This window comes from uncultured Campylobacter sp. (assembly GCF_937973075.1).
Lineage (GTDB): Bacteria > Campylobacterota > Campylobacteria > Campylobacterales > Campylobacteraceae > Campylobacter_B.
Genome location: NZ_CALBWL010000061.1, coordinates 44,976 through 66,316, shown reverse-complemented (window position 1 = coordinate 66,316; position 21,341 = coordinate 44,976). Strand labels below are relative to the sequence as shown.

Annotated in this window: 15 protein-coding genes; all 15 read right to left on the bottom strand. The window is 46.7% G+C overall.

The genetic code is table 11. The features are described 5' to 3' along the window. Positions 1-59: 59 nt before the first annotated feature. Positions 60-449, bottom strand: coding sequence for a 30S ribosomal protein S9 (gene rpsI / locus Q0274_RS08105; protein ID WP_005869670.1), 390 nt, complete (start codon positions 447-449; stop codon positions 60-62). Positions 450-451: 2 nt separating this feature from the next. Beyond that, on the bottom strand, positions 452-877 hold the full coding sequence (gene rplM, locus Q0274_RS08100) for a 50S ribosomal protein L13 (RefSeq protein ID WP_005869672.1): 426 nt from the start codon (positions 875-877) through the stop codon (positions 452-454). Between the two features lie 115 nt (positions 878-992). Next, complete coding sequence (locus tag Q0274_RS08095; protein WP_298028826.1) at positions 993-3,911, bottom strand: RecB-like helicase; 2,919 nt, start codon at positions 3,909-3,911, stop codon at positions 993-995. Then, entirely contained in the window at positions 3,898-6,807 is a 2,910-nt protein-coding gene (locus Q0274_RS08090; RefSeq protein WP_298028823.1) for a PD-(D/E)XK nuclease family protein, read from the bottom strand. The genes Q0274_RS08095 and Q0274_RS08090 overlap by 14 nt, the downstream gene beginning before the upstream one ends. A 278-nt stretch (positions 6,808-7,085) precedes the next feature. Then, on the bottom strand, positions 7,086-7,769 hold the full coding sequence (locus tag Q0274_RS08085; RefSeq protein ID WP_298028820.1) for a response regulator transcription factor: 684 nt from the start codon (positions 7,767-7,769) through the stop codon (positions 7,086-7,088). A gap of 852 nt (positions 7,770-8,621) precedes the next feature. After that, the gene (gene carA / locus Q0274_RS08080; protein WP_298028817.1) at positions 8,622-9,740 is read right to left on the bottom strand and encodes a glutamine-hydrolyzing carbamoyl-phosphate synthase small subunit; all 1,119 of its coding nucleotides are present in this window, start codon (positions 9,738-9,740) and stop codon (positions 8,622-8,624) included. After that, entirely contained in the window at positions 9,740-10,291 is a 552-nt protein-coding gene (locus Q0274_RS08075) for a DUF507 family protein (protein ID WP_291938351.1), read from the bottom strand. Before Q0274_RS08075 ends, carA begins: the two co-directional genes overlap by 1 nt. A gap of 91 nt (positions 10,292-10,382) precedes the next feature. Beyond that, positions 10,383-11,633 carry an adenylosuccinate synthase gene (locus Q0274_RS08070; RefSeq protein ID WP_298028814.1) on the bottom strand — a complete coding sequence of 417 codons (1,251 nt, stop codon included), beginning with the start codon at positions 11,631-11,633 and terminating at the stop codon, positions 10,383-10,385. Continuing rightward, the gene (locus tag Q0274_RS08065) at positions 11,630-12,493 is read right to left on the bottom strand and encodes an ATP phosphoribosyltransferase regulatory subunit (RefSeq protein ID WP_298028811.1); all 864 of its coding nucleotides are present in this window, start codon (positions 12,491-12,493) and stop codon (positions 11,630-11,632) included. Before Q0274_RS08065 ends, Q0274_RS08070 begins: the two co-directional genes overlap by 4 nt. Beyond that, positions 12,490-16,557, bottom strand: a complete 4,068-nt coding sequence (locus Q0274_RS08060; RefSeq protein WP_298028809.1) for a diguanylate cyclase — start codon at positions 16,555-16,557, stop codon at positions 12,490-12,492. The genes Q0274_RS08065 and Q0274_RS08060 overlap by 4 nt, the downstream gene beginning before the upstream one ends. A 51-nt stretch (positions 16,558-16,608) precedes the next feature. Further along, positions 16,609-17,298 (bottom strand): molybdate ABC transporter permease subunit, encoded by a 690-nt coding sequence (gene modB, locus Q0274_RS08055; RefSeq protein ID WP_298028807.1) that lies wholly within the window; start codon positions 17,296-17,298, stop codon positions 16,609-16,611. A 1,017-nt stretch (positions 17,299-18,315) separates the two neighbouring features. Then, positions 18,316-19,164, bottom strand: coding sequence for an ABC transporter ATP-binding protein (locus Q0274_RS08050; RefSeq protein ID WP_298028805.1), 849 nt, complete (start codon positions 19,162-19,164; stop codon positions 18,316-18,318). After that, a complete protein-coding gene (locus Q0274_RS08045) occupies positions 19,151-19,543 on the bottom strand; it encodes a hypothetical protein (RefSeq protein ID WP_298028803.1) in 393 nt (130 codons plus the stop codon). Before Q0274_RS08045 ends, Q0274_RS08050 begins: the two co-directional genes overlap by 14 nt. Continuing rightward, a complete protein-coding gene (modA, locus tag Q0274_RS08040) occupies positions 19,543-20,310 on the bottom strand; it encodes a molybdate ABC transporter substrate-binding protein (protein WP_298028801.1) in 768 nt (255 codons plus the stop codon). Before modA ends, Q0274_RS08045 begins: the two co-directional genes overlap by 1 nt. A gap of 100 nt (positions 20,311-20,410) precedes the next feature. Continuing rightward, on the bottom strand, positions 20,411-21,199 hold the full coding sequence (locus Q0274_RS08035; RefSeq protein ID WP_298028799.1) for a TOBE domain-containing protein: 789 nt from the start codon (positions 21,197-21,199) through the stop codon (positions 20,411-20,413). Positions 21,200-21,341 lie beyond the last annotated feature (142 nt).

Below are 21,341 nucleotides of genomic sequence, written 5' to 3'. Positions count from 1 at the left end.
TAAAATTTTTAAAGAATTTACAAATTTGCGACAATTTCGCCACAAATTTGTAAAAAACATTATCTCTTAGAGAACTGCGGACTTCTACGCGCTTTGCGGCGACCGAATTTCTTTCGCTCGACCACACGGCTATCGCGAGTTAGCAGACCTTTTGGCTTAAGAGCCGCTCTAAAATCCTTATCCATTGCGGCAAGCGCTTTTGAAATTCCGTGCTTTAGCGCATCCGCCTGGGCCGAATATCCGCCGCCCAAAGTCTGCGCGGTAATATCCATCGAGGTTTCTTGTTTAGTCGCCAAAAGCGGCTGAACGACCCTTAGTTTGATCGCTTCGTGACCGCCTAGCCAGGTATTTAGATCCATACCGTTTACTACGATCTTGCCGCTTCCAGGTTTTACCCAAACCTTAGCTACGGCAGTTTTTCTCTTTCCGGTTGCATAAATTGTCGCCATGATTATTTTCCTTTTTTAGTTGTTTGCGCAGTATGAGGGTGCTCGCCGCCTTCATATACGAATAGCTTTTTGATCATCGCCTTGCCGAGCTTCGTCTTAGGAAGCATGCCGCGAACCGCAAGTCTGTAGAGCTTTGCAGGATTGTTTTTAAGCAGGTCTTGAAATTTCACGCTCTTTACGCTTCCGAAATAGCCCGAGTAGCTGTGATAAAGTTTATCGTCGCCTTTGTTATTGCCGGTAAATACGGCTTTTGAAGCGTTGATGATAACGACGTAGTCTCCGCAATCCACGTTTGGAGTGTAGCTTGGTTTGTGTTTGCCGCGTAGCAATACCGCAACTTCGGTAAGCATCCTACCGAATCTTTTGTCGGTCGCGTCGATAACGACCCAGTCGCGCTTAACTTCGCTAGGCTTTGTAATTTCTGTCATGGTTTCCGCCTTATTAAAATTTGAGCTGTGATTATATAGAAATATCCTTACGTATAGCTTAATTTAAGCTATTTTTAATCTGTCTGCACTCAAATTCCATCTAAGCTTTAAAATTTTATCCCTCTTCATTTACTTCGATCAGCTTAGCGCCCGCAGCTTCGAGAGCCAGCACAAAGGCGCGCACTCGCGCATGCGGATAAAACTCGCGGATCACGCTTTTATACCGCGCCACTTGAGCTTTGTTTTGCGCGAGGTATTTTTCGGAGCTTTTGTAATCAAAAAGCAAAATTTCATCCTGCCCAAAGCACGCCAAATCCACGCGCAAAAGATCACCCTCCGCGCTTTTGATCGGCATCTCTTTATAAGCTTGAGCGCCTCTTATCAGAGCTAAAAATTCCTCGTTTTTGCTTAATCCTAGCGCCCGCGTCGCGATATTTTCAAAATCCGCATCATTTAAAAATTTGGCGTAGCGACCTCTTGCAAGACTCACTCCTCGCAAAATTTCATCTGCCGTAAAGCTTTCGCTCATCTCCAGAGCATAGTGCAGCGCCTCGCCGAAATATATCGCGCTTAGCGCCTCCGTTTCGCCGCCGCCTGCTTTTTCTTGCGCGCCTTGAAGCTCGCCCGCTACGAGCGCGATCTTTTTACGCGGTGGCTGCTCTTCTGATTTTACGGAGCTTGGGATTACGTAGCCGTATTGAAAATCCGGGATATCCAGCCACTCCACGACGCCCGCGCCTTTGGTCTTTTTGGCGTAAGGCGAAAAAAAGCTATAATTGTATTGATCTATTTTTGCCTCGGAGCGTTTTACGATTACGAGCGAGCGTTCGGCGCGGGTAAATGCCACATAGAGCTTATTTATATCCTCTTCATGCGCAGAGCGATCGTTTTCATCCATTAATGCTGCAAATTCCGTATCCAGGCTCTTTCTGCTCGCAAATTTATAAAAAATCCTCCACTTATGCGTGGCGAAATCATAGTCCGTCGCGAGCTTTGAGCTCTCGCCCCGATCTTTTCCCCCGATGCGGTCGCAAACGATTACGTGTGGGAACTGAAGCCCCTTGGACTTATGCACGGTCATAATTTTAATGCCGCTTTGTTCCTTGACAAATACCTCCGTTTCGTCGTTTGCAAACAGATACTCGCTAAAACTATTAAATTTTGCCAGCGTCTCGAAAAATAGCAGCAGATCCGGATCGACGAAATTTAATTTCAACGCACTAGCGATAAATTCCGCCGTTTTTTGCGCGTTTTTATGCAGATCAACCGCTATTTTTTTAAGCCGCCTACCCAAAATCACTTCGGCATTTCGCAGATAAATTTCATCGCCACCTACGCAAAATTTCGCGTACTGAATTACGGCATTTACCTGCTCGCTGCAACGCAGGGCCTTATTTGAGCCGCTACACACCTCGCAAAATTCCGATAGCATCTCTTTTAGCGCGCTTACATGCTCGTTTTTCCAACATAAAATCGCTATATCATCAGCTCTTACGCCGCACTCCTCAACAAGTCTGCGCGCTTGCTCCACAGCCCCCTTTAGCACGTCGTCGTATGAAAACGCTGCTACATAGCCGTAATCGTCGCTTTGCGCCTCAAATAGTGGCATTTGTGGATGAGAAAGAGGATAATCCTTGATTTTTTGCAGCACCGAAGCGGGCAGATCGCTATCTAGCTTATTTGCTGCGATTTGATCTTCATAAGCTGCGAATTGATCGCGCAAGATCTCATTTACAAATTTTACGATAAGTTTTAAGCTGCGATAATTGCGTGGCAGGCTCTGCGTTTTGATTTGACTAAACTGCTCGCGCAAAATATCAAAAATTTTTCTCTCTGCGCCGCGAAATTTATAGATGCTCTGTTTTTTATCGCCTACGTAAAAAAAGCTACCGCAGCGCTCTTCCGCCCCTTTGCCGGCAAGCGCCTCGGAGATTAGCGGCAGCATGATTTCATACTGGCAAATGTCGGTATCTTGGAATTCGTCTATTAAAATATGCGTGATTTTAGAATCGAGCCTGAAATACAAAAGCTCGCGGTTGCCCCGCGACGCCTCTGCACTCGGATTTAGCAGCGAGTGCACGGCTGCGGTGATATCGCCGAACGTGAGCTTGCCGCTTTTGCGCTGCACCGATTTAAGTGCTTCGGCATAAATTTTAATTAGTCCTGCCAGCTTAGCCGCATATGTCGCATCCATCCACGCTATTTCGCGAGCTATGGCGTCTTTTAGCCTTGCTAACTTGCCGTCAAAATGCGAAATTTTTTTAAGCTGCGAGCGCGGATAATCGAAACTGCCGTTAGCAAGAGCCGAAAGAATGAAACCAGAGGATAATTTTGAAAGATCGCTAACAGGGCTTAGCCCATTTACGGCTCCAGCGCTTACGCCCGCATCTCTCGCCGCTTTTTGCAAGTGGGATAAAATTTCATTTATCTCTGCTAGCGCGGAGCTTGCGGGAAGTGTGGGCGGATTTATGCTTATATCGCCTCTCCAAATGCTTTGTAAGCTATTTAAAAACTCGCCCTTTGTCATTCCTGAGTCGCTTACGTAGTCCACGACCTCTCTTAGTAGCGCTTCGTTTTTACAAATCGCGCCTAAAAACGCCGCCTGCTGCACACCCAAAATCCCTTCATCGTTTTCAAAGCTTGGGTCAATGCCGCTGTTTAGCGCAAAAGAGCGCAGAGCTTTTGCAAAAAACGCATCAAAGGTAAAAATATTTAAGCTTTCGCTTAAATATTTTGGGCTCAGCCGCTCTTGAGCCGCCATAACCTCATCCACGCTTAGCCCCAAATCAGCACAAATTTGCTCCAGCTCGGCGCTAGGCTTTAGCGAGCCATCCTGCAAAAGCAGCAAATTTTGAAATTTCTCCACGATACGCGTTTTCATCTCAGCAGCCGCTTTTTTAGTAAAGGTAAGCGCTAAAATTTCATTGATCGGCTCGCCTTTTAGCACCAGCTCGATGAACCTGACCGCGAGATTGAAGGTCTTGCCGCTGCCTGCGCTCGCTTCAAGCGCCAGATAATTTTCAAATTTTGCCATCAATCTGCCCCTTGCAAATGATTTTATAATCGCAGTATTCGCAGCTTTGCACCGCTTCCGTGCGCGTAAAAGCGACCTCGCTTGCAAATTCCTTGCCGATAGAGCTTAACGTCTCGCGCAGATTTTCTAAGCTAGGCGTTTTATCGCCAGGAGCCGCAAACGCACAGTCTTTTAGCGATAGATAGGCGCATTCGCACTCCTGGGCTAAAAGCGCACGATAAAATGTAAGCTGAAATTTTTCCATATGCTTTTTAGCTGAACCACGTTTGTAATCGATGATGAACTTCCGCCCTGTCTTGTCTTCGTCGATGCGGTCGATCCGCCCGCTCAGTCGCACCCCGTCAAGCTCGCCTTTTAGCGATACTTCACTACCGCTAAAGCTCCAAATTTGCTCATGCCCTTCCAAAAGCCTAGCTAGCTTTTCTACCGATTTTAGCTCAAGCTCCGCATCAAAGCGCGCGATGCCCGCTTCTCGCGCAAGCTGCGAATAAATAGAGCGGAATTTTTCCATGCTAAATTTTATCCCCGCTCGCTCATATAAACGCTGAAAACTCGTATGCAAAATTTTGCCTAAAAGCGCATTGTCCTCGCCAAATTTTAGCCCCTCCCTCAGCCCGAAAACGTAGCGGTAATAATACTTCCTCTTGCATTCCAAAAACGTATCCAGCCGCGAAAACGACAGCTCCTCGGCAAAAAAATCATGGCGAGCCACGGGATCTTCTTGTCCGCATAAGGCGGGCTTAAATTCCTCTCTCCCAAAAAGCCGCAAATAATCCTCCTGCGAAAATTCCGCGTCTTGTTGCACTTCAAAGCTTCTCAAAAACCGCGAAGGCAATTTCTCGACGCTTTGCAGATAGCAAATCGCGCTTTTTTTAGCGCCTCTTAGCAAGCCGTCGTAGTAAAATCTTTGTAAATTTTCGCGGTCTGCGTGGCTGATGAGCCCTGCTCTAGCGCGCAAAGCGGAGTTTAAAAACATCTCTCCGCTACTGCGCTTAGGCACCAGATCATCGTTAAAATCAGGGATTATCACGCCGTCAAATTGCAGCCCGCGGCTCTCTAAAAGCCCCATTACCGTGACCTTTCCACCACGAACATCATCGAGCTTGATGCGCGAAATTTCTAATAAAAAAAGATCGATCAGATTGCCTAAGCTTAGGTTTTCGTCCTTAAATTTTCGAAGTAAAATTTTAATTAGATATAGCGGCTCTTTTAGCTTTTCTTGTAGCAGCGCGTCGCTAATTTTAGGTAAACAGGCGAGCTTGGTAATTAGCGCTTCAAAATGCTCGAAGCTTACTTGCTTTGCAAAATCGCGCGCGAACTCGCCAAAAAGCGCTTCATCCACGCCCACACTTGCAAAAAACAGATCAAGCTCCTGTGGGTTTGGGCGCTGCGGATACTCATCTGCGCCCTCGCGTATTTTAGAGCGCCTAAAGCGATCGCGCTGTTTAGGACTTTTTGAATGCCCGTCTTCTTCCTCAAGCTTTATATGCTCAAGTTGCATAGAGTGTCGTAGGCTCTCTTGCTGCTTTAAAAGCTCTTGCTGTTTTGCGCTAACCGAATAATCGCGCTGCTGCGAACACTCTAAGGGCTCTTGCAACTCTGCAAACTCTACCGAAAAGCTTTGCTCCTCCGCACTATGCATGCGTTCTGCCGAAATTTCGCGCAGAATTTCAAAATTTTCCGTATTTTCAAACGCCCCCGCAGACATAAAATTTAAATCCGCTTTAGAATTTGAAAAAATTTCGAAATCAAACGCGGAATTTTGCTGTGCAAAATTTTGTGAAATAGAATTCTCCAAAGCGAAATTCCCAAGCGCTAAATTTTGCTGTATCGCGGAATCCCCCGTATCCAAAAATTCTCCGTCCGGGCTTTTTAATGTGCGGTAATCTACGCCAAATTTCGGCATGCGCGCTTCTTTTAAGCACTGCGAAATTTTCTCTAGCGTTACGTAAAATAGGCTATCTTTAAGCTTCTCTCCCATCGCAAAATTTAACATGCGGTGCGAGCCACGAGCCCTTGCGATGCGCTCGTCGTAAAGCCGCAGTGTGCCGGCAAAGCTCTCGTCGGGCAAAATCACCGCGATGCGCTCCGGCGCAATGCCCGCGCGCACGAAAGATGAAATTTTTTCAAAAACGTAGCTAGCCTGCAAGCTTCGCAGCTCAAAGCCTCTACACACGACCGCTCCGCCCACGCTTAGCGGCTCGCGGCTTAAAATTTCACCCGTACCAAGATTTACGCAGTATGCAAAACCTAACTCTAAACTTATGCCGCAAAGCTCCTCCACCGCGCGCACGGGCTTAGAATTTAAAGTCGTGGCTCTAAAGCTCAACACAACCTCGCTAAGCTCCGCAGCGCGCTTAAAAATCTCGAACTCAAATGCGCTAGGATTGCCGTCGATTTTGATTTCTATGCGCTCAAAGCCGCGCAAGTAGGACTTATTTATCTCATAAAGCGCGGGCAGCGTGATCTCGTCGTAAAATCCATGCTCGCGCAGAATCCTTGCATACGCCCCCGCTAGCTCTCGCAGAATTTCAAAATGCTCGACATACCACGTGTAAGTGTCACTAAGATCGAGCGCATCGATACTCACACGCTCCGTCGCAAGCTCCTTGAAAAAGCCGAAAAGATACTCACGGTTACGCATAAACTCGTAAAGCTCGCTAGGAAATTTAAGCCTCTCGCCTGCGCGCTTGCTCTCGCTCACCGCCTGCTTCATAAAAAGCGCGCGGTCTATCTCGCCGCAAGCGACAAGATCCGGTACAAAAAGCGCCTTTTCGTAGAATTCCGCCAAAGTAATCCTAGGCGCCAGCACGCCGCCGCTCTCGTTTTGCAGCGCCGCGCGTAGCGCACGCGAGCTGGTGTAGACAAAGAGATTTTTAGAGGGCAAATTTTTCAAAACAAATCCTTTAGAGCGATCTGCAGAACGCGGAATTTTGCGATATTTTAGCAAGAAATTTTTAGTTTGGGCTTTTAAGCAAAGAAGTTTTTGAAAAGCTTGAGAGGCTAAATTTTATCAAGTCAAATTTAGCAAATTTTGGATGAGCGTAAAATTTTAATCTGTTGCGCTTTGAGCGCGGAATTCTGTCTCGCTCCGCATTAATCGCGGCATATTTCGACGCAAAATTTTACGAGTGCAATTCCGTAAATTACAAAGCGGCAAAAAAGCGACGGAATTTAAGCAGGCTCAAGCTCGATCTTGTATCCCAGGCTTGGGACATTTTTTATGATTTCGTCTCCCACTTTATCGCGGATACGCTTGACGAAGGTGCGAAGCGCCGTATCACTCACGGCTCCTTCAGTCCAGACGTAACGCTTGATCTCCTCGTAAAGCACCAGCTCGCCCACGCGACTGGCTAGCAGCGAGACAAAAGAAAGCTCCTTTTTAGTAAGCACGATCTGCTCGCCATCCTTCAACAAAATACGGCGAAGCCCGTCAAATACGTAGCCTGCGCCCATATTTACGACTCGCACAGAGTCCAGCTTAGACTTCATCAGTGCACTTATCTCTAGCGCAAATGCGGCGATATCTACCGGCTTAAAGTAATACCGCTCGACGCCAATCTCCATAACGCCTTTTAACTGCTCCTCCCTACTGAAGCCACTAAGCACCACGATAGGGGCATGCGGAAAGATCTGCTTGATCTGACGTATCATCGCTAGCCCATCTTCAATCGGCATTAGAATGTCGGTAATGACGAGATTAGGGCTAAATTTTTTGAATTTTTTCACACCTTCAAGCCCGTTTTGGGCATTGTAAACGTTGTTAAAAATACCCTCAAACGCCTTATGTAGCGAGGCTAGTAATTTAGTATCATCCTCGACTAGCAAGACGTCCAGCTCTTTTAAAGCGCAGCTCATAGCAGACCCCTCAAGGCGAAATTTCAAACGAAATTCTTTCAAATTTTCTCTTTTATTGAGCTTAAAATAATGTTAAGTTAAAAATTTAATTTCATAAAGTAACACAACTCTTATTTTAGGTGCAAATATGGGCGGGATTAAAAAACAAGCGTGAGTAAAAACTGTAGCCTAGGAATGGAGCAAAAATTTAAAGTAACGCGAGCTAAATCTTATCGGTGCGAAAGAGATTTAATAACAGCTGAAAGTAAAATTTCAAAGTTGGCGCAGGTAAAATTTCGCTACGCGGCGGGGCAGAATTTTATTTTAGGCAAATATTTTAGAGGGAAATGAAACGGCGCCGATAAGGTTTTAGTAGGTAAACGGCGTTAGATAAAATTTTACAGGCGGCAAGGCAGCTTACTAGCGTAACTTTTAACGGCAACAAAATGGTTCGTCAAATTTAAGAGCTTGAAACCATGCTAAATGTACCGTAGGATCTGTTTTGAAAGGGCTAAGCGCACCAAGTCCAATTTTTAAATTTAAAACGCACGAAATTTAGCCGAGCGCGCGCTTAAAAGCTATGTGGAAGCAAAATCGCACGAATGAAAAGCATGCGACGCGATAGCCAGTTTAAATTTAAAATCGCGACTAGCACAGATTCGTTTATCCAAAAATCACTTACTTCAAAATCATTACAGCAATCCTTAGCCCGCAAAAGCGCGCTTTGCGTACCGCTCCAGCCTGCAATTACCCAGGCTGCGACGGGCTTTAAATTTACAATGCAAAGACCGCGTCAGAATTTAAAGCTTCCCGCAAATTTAAAATTTTACCGCAGGGCCGCGGTAAAATTTCATGCGGGCAAAATTTCAAAAATCATAAAATTTCAAGAAATTCTTTGAAGATATACTTGCTCTCGGTAGGCCCCGCGCTGGCTTCGGGGTGGTGCTGCACCGAAAATACGGGATAGTCTTTGTAGCGCACACCCTCGATCGTGCCGTCGAAAAGATTGCGGTGCGTGATTTCGCAGATCTGCGCGATCGTTTCTGGGACGTTGTAGTTGTGGTTTTGCGCGGTGATCTCGATCGATTTGGTGCGCAAATTTTGCACGGGGTGGTTTGCGCCGTGCTGGCCGAATTTCAGCTTGTAGGTCTCATATCCCATCGCATTGCTTAGCAGCTGATGACCCAAGCAAATTCCAAAAATCGGCACGCGCGCTTCGACCATCTTTTTGATCTGTGCGATCTCCTCTTTAAGCATGCGAGGCTCGCCCGGGCCGTTTGATAAAAACACGCCGTCGATCTGCCCCTCTTTAAGCTTAGCAATCAAGCTCTCCGCTTTAACGTCGTGCGGGAAAACCTCGACGCCGAGCCCTAGATCGCAAAGCTCATTTAGGATGTTTCGCTTGACGCCGTAATCGATCACGGCTATCTTTTTGCCGCAGCTTGCGGGCTGAGCGTAGCTTCCGCGCGCGGCGTCCCAGCGACCGGAGGTGTGCTTGTACGGCGCCTTCGTGCTTACGATGCTTACGTAGTTGATCTCCTCTATGCGCGCAGACTCGCTAAGCGCCTTTTTAAGAGCCGCCTTATCGCTGATCTCGGTAGAGACGAAGGCGCGCAGACTGCCCTGATCGCGCAGCATCTTGGTTAAAAATCTAGTGTCGATGTCGTAAACGCCGAATTTTCCGTTTTGCAGAAAGTAATCCTCCAAGCTCATCTGCGAGCGAAAATTTGAAGGCTCGTTGTTAAAATTTCTTATGAAAATTCCGCTTGCGTGGATTTTGGAGCTTTCTTTGTCGTTTTCGTTGATACCTACGATACCGATTTCAGGCATAGTGAAAATAATAAACTGCCCCGCGTAGCTCGGATCGGAGATGATCTCCTCGTAGCCGGTGGCGGAGGTGTTAAACACGAGCTCGCCGAATGCGCTGCCGCCCTTGCCGAACGCCTTGGCTTGCAGATAGATGCCGTTTTCTATATAGATATACGCGTTCATTACAGCATGCCCCGTTTTCTTAGCTCCTCTTCGTAGAGCTTTTCAAACACAAGCTCGTATTCTTCGGTGCCGGGGATCAGTTTTTGCTTGTAGCCATCGATCTTTTCATAGACCGCATCCTCAATCTTTTGATAATTTTTAAGATATTCGTCGATCGCGTTATAAATTATTGTCTTTAGCCTATTTTCCGAGACTTTGTAATCGATCAAATTTTTCTTCCAAACGGTTTCTAAAATTTTATGCGATATGGTGCCGTAGCGATCCTCGAAATTTAGCTCGAAATTCTCGTCGTTTGCGATATGGCGTTTGATGAGCCAAAACATATCTTTTTTATTCACGCTCATCTCATCTAGCTCGCTTATGCGCTCATCTATCAGCTCGTTTGCGCGCTCGTCTATCGCTCTTTCTTTTTGCAGATCGGCTCTTATGATCTCGTCGGCTTCCTTCGCGACGGGCTCTATGCCCGCACTCAGCGTAACGCAGCCCGAGTTTAGCAGATCCAGCGCTATTTTATGCGCGATATATGGCACGTGTGGTAGTCGTATTCGCATGATCGTTCCTTTAAATTCAGTTCTATGAGCGGTCGCGCCGCCCGCGTTTGCAAACGGCGGAATTTTAAAATTCTTAAAATTCCGCCCGATTTTATAAAATTATCGTGTCGCTTCTTTCGGGACTGGTGGAGATGAAACCCACTTTCGCGCCGCTTAGCTCCTCTATTTTGCGGATATAATTTTGCGCGCTTTGCGGCAGATCCTCAAATTTTGAAATTCCCTTGACGCTATCCCAGCCCGGCATCTGCTCATAAACCGGCTCGGCAGCTTCCAAATCGATCGGGAAATAATCGATCTCCTCGCCTTTATAGCGATACGCGCGGCAAATTTTAATGCTCTCAAAGCCGTCTAAGACGTCAAGCTTCATCAGCGCGAGCTTGTCGATGCCGCTAAGGCGCACGGCGTATTTCGTAGCCACTCCGTCGAACCAACCGCAGCGGCGCGCCCTGCCCGTCGTGGTGCCGTACTCTTTGCCGATCTCGCGCATCGCCTCGCCTTGCGGGCCCTTATCCTCGGTAGGAAACGCGCCGTTGCCCACGCGGGTGGTGTAGGCTTTTAAAATTCCCATCACCGTGCCGATATCTTTCGGCGCGAGCCCGAGCCCGCTGCAAGCCCCACCCGCGATAGTAGTCGAGCTCGTGACGTAAGGATAGGTGCCGTGATCGATATCAAGCAGGCTTCCTTGCGCACCCTCTACGAGCACGCGCTTGTCGTAATCAAGCGCCTTCCACAGCATGTGCGTGGTATCGGCGATGTATGGCTCGAGCGCGCTTTTATAGCGCTTTAGCTCCTCGTAAATTTCAATCTTGCTAGGAATTTTAACCCCCGCTTTTTCAAAAACGCTCTCATGCGAAGCAAAATCGCGCGATAGCGCCTCGGCGAGCCTTTCAGGCTCCAAAAGCTCCGCTACGCGGTGTCCCGTGCGTGCGATCTTATCGGCATACGCAGGCCCTATGCCCTTGCCGGTGGTGCCGATCGCAAGCTCGCCCTTGCTTTTTTCGCGCGCCTGATCGATCAGCGAGTGGTACTGTAAATTTAAAAACGCCTTCTCGCTTATGAAAAATCTGCCCTTTAAATTTTCAAACTGCGCCATCTCCGTAATCAGTACGTCGGGGTTGATCACGACGCCGTTTCCGATGATGTTGATGATATTTTTATGAAGCACGCCGCTAGGCACCAGATGCAGCGCAAATTTCTCGCCGTTTATAACGATGGTGTGGCCTGCGTTGTGCCCGCCGCTGCTGCGGCATACGAAATCGTAATTCGCGCTTATCATATCTACGATCTTACCCTTACCCTCATCGCCCCACTGGGCGCCGATGACTACGTCAACTTTGCTCATTTCTCATCCTTTTGCATAATTTTTTCTATCAAAGCATCCACTAGCAGCGCAAAGCCGCTGGATTTTAGCCCGTCTATCTCGTAATTTCCGCCGCTGCAATACACCGCGCCCGCATCTAAAAATCTAAAAAATAGCGCGTCATAATAGCGCATTTTGGAGTAATACAGCAGCGAAACGCAGATATGCTCGTAATCCACGCCTAGGTTTAAAATTTCATCTAAGCAGGGCTTTAGCTCTTCAGGCACCTGCGCGCGCAGAGCTTGCACGTCCTTTAGCGATGTGGCGCGAGCTGTAGCGTCCAACCAGGGCAAATTTTGCTCAAGCAGCGTCTCAATCTTACCCTTTTCAAAAATTTCAAGCGGCAGGTTTAAAATTTCGCAAATTTTTTTCGGAATTTCGATATTGCTTAGCTGAAGCGCGGGCATAAGATCAAATTCTTTAAAAAATTCCTGCGCGATTTTAATCGCAAGGGGCAAATTTTTCTCTCCGATCAGCTCCGCGCCGATCTGATAAAACTCGTCGCTTGGGTATTTGAAGGTCGGCTGCACATAAAATAGCCGCCTTAGCTTATCGTCTTTCAGCCGTTTGCGCACGATACGCACGACGTCCACGGTGCTGTCTGCGCGAAGCGCAAGCTCGTGGTTCGTGGGATCGGAGAGCTTAAGAAGCTTTTGCGGCGCGACGCTTAGGTGCTGATGATATGAAAAATATGGCGTTAAAATTTCGCTAAAGCCGTTTTTAACGAGGATTTCGCTCGCTTTATTTTCCAGCTCGCGCTTGAGCTGCGCGCTCTTTCCGAAATACAGCCTCGAGCCGTTTGGTATCTCGTGATCGAAATCGGCGCTAACGCTATCTATCATGCTGCCTCCAAATCGCTTATGAACTGATTTAGCCGCGTTTTAAAGCTCTGAATGAAGCTTGCCAAAACGCGGTAATCAAGCGAAAGAATATCTAAAATTTGCTTACGTATTTCTGTATTTAGCGCAAATTTTTCGCTGCCCGCGCTTTGAGTTTTATTTAAAATTTCGCCGAATTTCGCTCTAAAGCCTTCAAACTCTCCGGGGCTCAGATCGCCCGCATCGGCGCGCGCGATGAAGCTTAAAGCAAGCTCTTTGTAATCAAGCGCGTTTAAAAAGCCGATAAACTCATCTTTGTCGATGGCTGCGAGCTTGGGCGTATCTTTAAATCGCGCGATGAAAGCGTCTATCTCTTTGCGATCCAGCGCTTTTGCGATAAAATTTCCCTGCAGATAGTTAAATTTCAAATTGTTTAAAAGCCGCAGCGATAGCGCGTTTTCTACCCCTTGAGCGCCCAGAGCGAATCCAAACTCCCGCTTTAGCTTGCCCGTGATCTCCACCATCGTTCGGATAGCATTTTTTTTCTTGCCTATGTCAAGGCAGAGCTCGCGGTCGATTTTAACGATATCGAAAGGCTGGGCATTCAGGAATGGGATATTATTTTTATTTGCGCTATTAAGAGCAAATTTAACCCCAAGATCTGCATAACGCCCACGCGCAGGGGCGAATTCCTTAAAATTTTGCTCGCTAAAATCGGTTATCTCAAACATCAACTCGCCTTTTGCATTAGCCCTGTCTCGCAAGCTGTGAGCTACGAAATCGTAAAATTCGTCGTTTGCAAGCACGGCTAGACTTACGTTTATCGAGCAGTTTGCGCCCGTTTGAGCGTTAAATTTCATCATCTTTGAAAACGCAAATTTTGAGATCGGCAACTCAAATCGCGGCTCGCTTAATATCTGCGCAAAATCCTGCGGGGCAAGAATTCCGCGCTTTCCTCGATCCCAGCGTAAAAGCAGCTCATATCCGTAAATCTGTGCGCCGCTAATGATCGGCTGATAGAGCACGAAAAACTCTCCCTCTTCGATCGCTGCAGCAATCCCTTCCTCGCTAGGTTCTTCTGCTTCGGCGCGCTCAAAGATGCAGTAGCGGTTTTTACCGCTCGTTTTAGCGCGATACATCGCTCTATCGGCGCGCGATAAAAGTCCTGGAAAATCGATCTTTTCGCTGCCGTCGTAAAACGCTGCGCCAACACTGATGCTTGCGCTAATTTCGTTGCCTTTGAGGTTAAATTTCATCTTTGAAATTCCAAGCAGACGATCTAATAGCACATGCGCGGCATCCTTGCTTTGCAGATCGCCGATAATGGCGCCAAACTCATCACCGCCTAGGCGCGCTAAAATATCGCCTTTACGCAGCAGTCCGCTCATCGCCTTTGAGATAGCCTGCAAAAACATATCGCCGACCTCGTGCCCGTAGGTGTCGTTGATCGCCTTAAAGCCGTCAAAATCGATGAAAAGCACTGCCATAAGCTTGGAATTTTCGCCCGAGTTTGCGGTAAATCTCTGCGCAGCCTTCATAAAATACACTCTATTTGGAAGCCCGGTAAGCGCGTCGTGATGGGCGATCTTGGCTAGCTCGCTCTCCTTTTGTTTGATCTGCGAAATTTCGGTAAACATCAGAATGAAATTTGAAGTAAGCGAAAAATCATCCTTTATCGCAATTGCCGTAAATAGCGCAGGAAAGGTGCCACCACCTCTTTTTAGCCCGTAAATTTCATCTTTGTAAGAGGTCTGTTTGCCGACGAGATTTTTTCTAATCCTCTCCATCACGTCTGCCCCGCCCTCCGTAGGAGCGAAGAAATTTGGAATTTTGCCGATGGTTTGGCTTTCGCTATAGCCAGTGATTTCATAAAAGGCGTTATTAGCGCGCAGCACGCGACCGCTCTCATCTGTGATTAAGATCGCCTCTAGCGAGCGCGAAAACACGTTAGCGTTTAAATTTAACTCCAGCTCCGTCTGCTTGCGCGAGCTGATATCTTCGAGCGTAGTTTTTACAAGGCGAGAGCGAGAGCCGTGCTTTTCGGTGACGTAGCCTTGCATACTGATCCAGGTATAGGCATTAGCGGCATTTCGCAGACGGAATTCGCAGCTAAAATCATTTCTAAGCCCGGCGGTGCATTCGCGGATCATTTTATTGAAATTCTCTAAATCCGCGAAGTAAATTTCATAACTAAACTCCCCAAAGCTCATCGCAGTGTTTAGCCTTTTGCCGCGATATTTTAAAATTTTAAAGTAATTTTTATCAAACGACAGCGTCTGCGCGTCAAGATCGATTAAGCAGGTGCAAAAATTCCTAGTCTCGATTACGGTGCGGTAAAAGTCCAAATCCTCCTGCAGGCCGCGGATCGCCTTAACATCGTCATCAATATTTTGAAAATAAAACGCAGCCCTGGCGGCGGACTTTTTGACATAGATGCTCACTTCGTAGCTATAGCGGATATTGTCGTTGTGGCGAATTTTATAGCTTTGAGAAAAGCTTAGCTCTTCTGAGGGCATATCGGCTAAGCGGTTTAAAATTTCATTTTTAGCCTCATTCGCGTCCTTTTCATCCAGCAAATCCCATAGCCTTATCTCGCCGCTTAAAAACTGCGCCGCTTCGTAACCCCAAAGCTCTTTTATATTTTTGCTAGCATCTACGATCTTGCCCGAAGTGTAGTCAAACACAAGCGTAACGATAGGCGCGTGATTTAAATACTCATATTTTTGCTTAGTCTCATCGTAAAATCTGCGATATTTTGACGCATCCAGCACCACAAAAAGGGTTGAAATTTTACTTCCGTCGCGGATATAAGATTTTTTAACATAAAGGTCTTTGACGCCGTTTTTGGTCTCTTGGCGGGTTACGACGTAGTTTTCTTTGACGTAGTTTGCACGCTGGGTTTGATAGGCGTGATCGTAAAACGAGCCTGCTTGCAGCGCGAAGATATTTCGCCCCACGACGTCATCGCCGTAAAGCTCGCGCGCGCCATTGCTAGCGCTTTCGATCGTACCTGCGACGTTATCGATACTAAGCACCGAAAGGGAGCTGTATTTTAGCGCATCTTTAAAGCTGAGGCTAAAATCGCCGTGGCGCAAATTAGACTTCAAAACCTCATCTATGGATTTAGAAATTTCTAAGACGGAGCTTAGCGGATTTAGCGCTTCTATATCGCGAATTTTGGAGTGGTAATCCCCTTGGCGCAGAGCGTTTTGAACTGCCGCAAGCGGGATAAAAACGCGCTTTTTTAAAAACGTAAAATTTGAAATTAGAAGGATTAAATAAGCTAAAATCGCCGCTGCTAGTGCTACGACGATAAAATCGTCCGCGCCCAAAAAATAGCCGGCTCGTTCGCGAGCCATTACGAAATTATCTCCAAATTTCGCAAGATAGGCAAAGCTTAGCCCAGATTCGTCTTCGAAGCTTACCACTTCGCCTAGGCGCGAAAAATCAAAATCCTGCCCTAATATATCGGTTGCGCTGCCAGGAGCGTTAAAAAATTTGCCTTCGGTATTAAAGACCAAGATATCTCCCAGCGAAGAGAGCCTGGCAATCGGCCTAGCGGTATTGGCAAAGCCTAGCAGATATGAATCAGCGTTTACGCGCTTGATCAAAAAATACCGCCACGCCCCGTCCATCATCATATAGCGCGATACCCATTCATCCTTTTTTAGCTCGCTTGCGATATCCTCAAGCCGTATCTCACCAAGATCCGAAATGCGCGCATCCGATGAAAAATGCGCCAAGCTCTCCTGTTCCGCGCCGTGGGCGCGCAGATAAAAAATAGCGTCAAATCTATGAGAAGATTTTACGACGTTGCGGATCAAATCCGCATAAAGCTCGCTTTGCGCAGCCTCATGCCTTGCGTCCAAAGAAAGGATATTTTCTTTTAGAATTTCAAGCTCGCTAAAAAGCGACTCGTCGGTATTTTTGAGTAAAGTAATCGCCGTGCGCGTCCGCAAATCAAGCTGCGTAGCGATCCTGGTGCGCAAAAAGCTAATCTCACAAACTACTACAAGCGTAAGTAGCGCAGCGCCTAAAATCAAGGCGGCGTTAAATCTTTCGGTAACGAAGTCTTTTTTGTTTTTCATGCCAAATTCCAAATTTTGCGGGATTTTAGCAAATTTCGTTTTAAAGCCTATTTAAGCTTTGATTTTCGCTCCGCGCGCACCCAAAAAATGCATCATTAAAAGTACCGCGAAGCTAAAGATAAGCATCAGCGCCGAATACGCGTGAGCCTGCGCAAAATCGAGCGTCTCAGTCGCTTCATAAATCGCGATGGAAGCGACCTTGGTCTGCTCGCTCACGCTACCGCCGATCATCAGCACGACGCCAAACTCGCCCATCGTGTGCGCAAAGCAGATCACCAAGGCGCTAAGCAGGGAGTGGCGAATCGCAGGCAACGCGACGCGAAAAAGCTTGGAAAAATAGCTCTTATCTAGCGAATCGCACGCCCAAAAAAGCGAGCGAGGAAGCGAGCGAAAGCCCGAAACCAGCGGCGAAAACATAAACGGCAGTGAGTAGATACAGCTTGCGATCACGAGCCCGCTGAAATTAAATACGAGCCGAAGTCCGAAGTGTTTGTCAAAAAACTCCCCTAGCACCGAATACGGCGATAAAAAAACGAGTAGGTAAAAGCCTAGCACCGAGGGCGGCAGCACCAGCGGAAGCGAGATGATCGATTCGATTACGCTTTTGCCGCGGAAATTTTTTCTCGCCATAAAAAACGCGAGCGGCACGCAGATGATAAACAACGCGAGCGTCGTCAAGCTGGCAAGCTTTAATGAAACGAGAAACGGCGTGTAATCGAGCCCCTTTAGAATTTCAAACATTTATCCTCCGAGCCGAGCCGCTGGGCCCAAACTATAAAATCTTAAAAGCCTAGCCCTACTTTAAAATTTAGAGGCAAAGCTAGATAGAATTTGCGCAAACCTCATAGCCATAAGGTCTTGCAAAATAAAATTTTGAAAAATTCTGCGCAGACCTAGCTGCGCAAGAGCTTTAGCCAAATGAGATTTTAAAAATTCCGTGCAAGCTAAACTGGGCGGAATTTATAAAAGTGCTTGGCTATAAATTCCTTCAAGCGTGCGAATTCTGCCAAACTTTTAAGCCCTACCAAGCTAGCAAATTTTTAAGACCACGTTTACCGAGCTAAATTCTAAAAAGCTTCGCTCGGCTTTAAAACTTGAGCGGGCAAAATTCATCTGAGCGCAAATTTCACGCAAGATATAGCCAAACGGCATTCTCTGAACAACTTAGTGGAATTACATTGAGCCTGACAAAACAAAATTTTAAAATTTCGCAAACTTAAAAGACCGGGTTAACGAAACCTTGCCACAGCTTGCAAATTAAGCGAGTTTAGCACGCAAGCTTCGAGCCGTTAAAGCTTTTAAAATTTCAAAGCCATAAAATCCAGGCAAAATTCCAAATCTAAAAATTTTAAGTTTGCGCGAAACTTCACATTAAATTTTTTACCAAGATCGCATGATAGAATTCAAGCAACTCCTGCCAAAAAAGTAAGCTAAAAGCCGCTAAATTTAAAAATAAACCTACCGCACCAATTAATAAATTCAAAGAAGGAATTTAACGGCGCCTGTCTGCGCAAAATCTAAAATTTAAAGCTTAATTCCCGCACGCTATCTAGTCTCGCGTTGCGGTTTTACTCTAGCCTGCGTTTAAATTTTGTGTTTCATGAAAATCTAAGCGCGATGCGAATGAAATTTTAAAATCTCACCGTATTTTGCGGACAAATCTAGCTAAAATTTCGCAAAATTCCAAGGGTTTACGTCAAAATCTCTAATCCAGTTGAAATTTCTCACTTAGGCGTATTCAAAAGCCTGTCTGCAAGTTTAAATTTTACGCAGAGTGATATTAAAAGCTTTAGCGCCTGTTTTGACCTCATCGCCTACTTGCAAGCCCTCGGCTTCTGCATTGCTTAGCACCACTTCGCATAGCTGGCTGCCGATCGCTACGACAGCCACTTTGACCCCGTCGCGTGCTTGCAAATCGACAATCTTGCCCGCGAAAGAAAACTTCTGCGAGCCGTTTGTTTTAAGAAAAATTTCCTCCGGCGTACCGGTGCGGACGATCCTGCCGTCCTTCATCTCATAAACCCGCTTGCAAAGTCTATAAATCTCGCTTACGTCGTGGCTTACCAAAATCACGGTCTGATGAAACTGCTCGTGGATTTTTAGCAGATATTCTTGGATTTTTTCACGCATCGTAAAATCAAGCGCCGAAAGCGGCTCGTCAAGTAGCAAAATTTCAGGCTCTTGCATCAGTGCGCGAGCAAGTGCTACGCGCTGCTTCTGTCCGCCGCTAAGACCCTCGACACCAGATTTTGCAAACTCGCTAAGCTCTAAAATTTCAAGCAGCATCGCAGCTTTTTGCGGATCGTTTCTGGCAAAAAGCAGATTGCCTGTCACGCTCATATTCTCAAAAAGTGCGTAGTCTTGAAACAAAAAGCCGATCCTGCGCTTGCCCGCACTTAAGAATTCATTGCCTTCTTGTAGCACGCGATCGCCGTCTTTTATGCTACCACTATCTGCGCGCAAAAATCCAGCCAAAATGCGCAGCAGTGTAGTCTTACCGCTGCCGCTGCGCCCATATAGGCACACAAACGAGCCTTTGTTAATCTCTAAGCGAGCATCAATCGAGAAATCATCACTGATTTTTTTCTTACAATCAATCGTTATCATATTTTTCTATATATATCGCAGTGGCGCTAACGTATGCGAAAACCTCGTCGCCCTCGCGTAAAGCAAGCTCCTGCGCGCAATGCGCGCTAATGAGCACATCAAAGCTTATCTTGCCTTCAAACCTGAGCGTGCATAGAATTTCACCTAAGCTTAGGCTCATAATCTTGCCGTGAATTTCATTTTCGCTAGATACACCACTTAGGGCTTCGCGAGATAAAAGCACATCGGTGCTTTTAAAGCCCACGTAAACTTCGCTACCCACCTTAAGCTCGCTACTTAGCTGCAGAAATACGCCACGTAGCTTGATGCCGCCCGCGATAAATCCTACAGAATGGATGCCGTCTTTTTGTAAAATTTCGTTGATTCTCGCTCTAATCATTAAAACTCGTATCCGTATTTAGCAAAGATCTCTTTGCCCTTGTCGCTTAGGATAAAATCATAAAATGCCTTGGCTTCGGCATTGTCTTTGGCGCGGTTTAGCACGACCATACCTTGGGCTATCGGCTCGTAGAGCTTGGTATCGACTAAAATAAAATTCTCTCCCTCTTTGCAAGGCTTGCCGTTGCAGCCGTCCTTTGCCATCTTAGGCGCATACATCGCGCTGGCCGCGATAAAGCCGACGTCAGACGCCTTAAGCGCTTGCGAAAGAGCCTCGCCGATCGATTTTGCTTCTACGATTTTGCCTTTGATCTCATCGTAAACTCCCGCTTTTTTGAAAGCTTCCACGCTTGCAGTGCCGTAAGGAGCAGTCTTTGGATTTGCTATCGAAATCGTTTTGACGCTAGGGTCTTTTAAAGCTTCAAGCCCCTTGCTAAGATCTACACCGCGCACGCTAAACATCGCGACCTTGCCCTTTGCGTAGGTTTTGGCAGGCGCCGTCGCAAAGCCCTCCTTATGCAGATCGTCTGCAAATTTCATATCCGCCGCCATAAAAATATCAAACGGCGCGCCGTTTTTGATCTGCGTGCTAAGCGCACCGCTGGCGCCCAAGCTCACGTTTAGCGTGGTTTGCGGATGTAGCTTGGCAAATTCCGCTTTGATCTCGTCAAACGCATACGTCGTGTTCGCAGCGGCTGCGATGCTGACCTCGCCTGCGCTAAGCGCGCCTGCGGTTAAAATTCCTAAAAGCACTGCTTTCAACTTCATTTTATGCCTTTCGTTTCGGCTCTCGCCAGAATTGAATTGTATCTAAAATTTTAAATTTGCGCCTTAAATTTTAAGATTTTGCGCACCCGATCTCATCCTATTACGCGCCAATAATGATCTCGCTAGGCTCGATGATCGCCGTCACTTCATCTCCTACTCCTAGACCCATCGCGGTGGCAGATTCTCGCGTGATGATCGCGGTGATGTTTTGATGCGAGCTTGTGCCTAGACAGATCTCTGCGTTTACCGCGCCGATTTTGACCTCGCTAATCGTGCCCTTGATTTGATTCGTCGTGCTAAGTTTTAGCTTCTCCGAGCTTCCTTTGGCAATGATGACGCTTGGGGCTTTGAATAAAAACAGCACATCCTTGCCAGCCTTCAGCCCTAAATTTTTTTCGCTCTCTACGGTTACCGTCGCGCATAAAATTTCACCACCTGCGAGTTTAGCCGTGATTTGAGAATTTACAGCGCCTGTTTGAACATCCGTAATCTCAACACTTAGCTGATTGCGTGCAGAAAGCTTCATACCGATCTTCTCTAAGCTTAAAAGACTCTCTTCGGTGATCTCATCAAGCTTTAAAATTTCACTCAAAAACGTCTCGCCCGCGTGGCTGATAGCATCATAAGCGCGAATCAGCTTGTGAGCGTAAGGGGTAAGCTCGGAGCCGCTATTTTTCTTAGTGCCTTGAGTGCGGACGATGAGCGGCTTTTTGCTCGCGTTGTTGATTAAATTTAGCGCGTCCCAGCCGTTTTTATACGACACTCCTACGATCTCTGCGGCCTTTGTAATACTTTTAGTTTCGTCCACAGCCTTAAGCAGCTTAATGTGCTTGGCTAAAAGCGATGCTTCGTTGCCAAGCAGAAATTCCAAAGCAAATTTTGCGTCCATTTTCATCCTTTCTTATTTACTTTCGCGTGATTTTATAATATATCCTCTGATATATTTCTTAAACAGCTACGGGCTTTATTCTGCGATATAAAGAGGAAAATTCTATACGAAATTTTACCCTTATTGACAAAATTTCTTTAAA

Coding starts and splice junctions, on each gene's coding strand:
- Q0274_RS08075 (WP_291938351.1), bottom strand. CDS start 10,291: ATGCGAATACGACTACCACACGTGCCATATATCGCGCATAAAATAGCG.
- Q0274_RS08035 (WP_298028799.1), bottom strand. CDS start 21,199: ATGGACGCAAAATTTGCTTTGGAATTTCTGCTTGGCAACGAAGCATCG.
- Q0274_RS08050 (WP_298028805.1), bottom strand. CDS start 19,164: ATGATAACGATTGATTGTAAGAAAAAAATCAGTGATGATTTCTCGATT.
- Q0274_RS08095 (WP_298028826.1), bottom strand. CDS start 3,911: ATGGCAAAATTTGAAAATTATCTGGCGCTTGAAGCGAGCGCAGGCAGC.
- carA (WP_298028817.1), bottom strand. CDS start 9,740: ATGAACGCGTATATCTATATAGAAAACGGCATCTATCTGCAAGCCAAG.
- rpsI (WP_005869670.1), bottom strand. CDS start 449: ATGGCGACAATTTATGCAACCGGAAAGAGAAAAACTGCCGTAGCTAAG.
- modB (WP_298028807.1), bottom strand. CDS start 17,298: ATGTTTGAAATTCTAAAGGGGCTCGATTACACGCCGTTTCTCGTTTCA.
- modA (WP_298028801.1), bottom strand. CDS start 20,310: ATGAAGTTGAAAGCAGTGCTTTTAGGAATTTTAACCGCAGGCGCGCTT.
- rplM (WP_005869672.1), bottom strand. CDS start 877: ATGACAGAAATTACAAAGCCTAGCGAAGTTAAGCGCGACTGGGTCGTT.
- Q0274_RS08070 (WP_298028814.1), bottom strand. CDS start 11,633: ATGAGCAAAGTTGACGTAGTCATCGGCGCCCAGTGGGGCGATGAGGGT.
- Q0274_RS08065 (WP_298028811.1), bottom strand. CDS start 12,493: ATGATAGATAGCGTTAGCGCCGATTTCGATCACGAGATACCAAACGGC.
- Q0274_RS08045 (WP_298028803.1), bottom strand. CDS start 19,543: ATGATTAGAGCGAGAATCAACGAAATTTTACAAAAAGACGGCATCCAT.
- Q0274_RS08060 (WP_298028809.1), bottom strand. CDS start 16,557: ATGAAAAACAAAAAAGACTTCGTTACCGAAAGATTTAACGCCGCCTTG.
- Q0274_RS08085 (WP_298028820.1), bottom strand. CDS start 7,769: ATGAGCTGCGCTTTAAAAGAGCTGGACGTCTTGCTAGTCGAGGATGAT.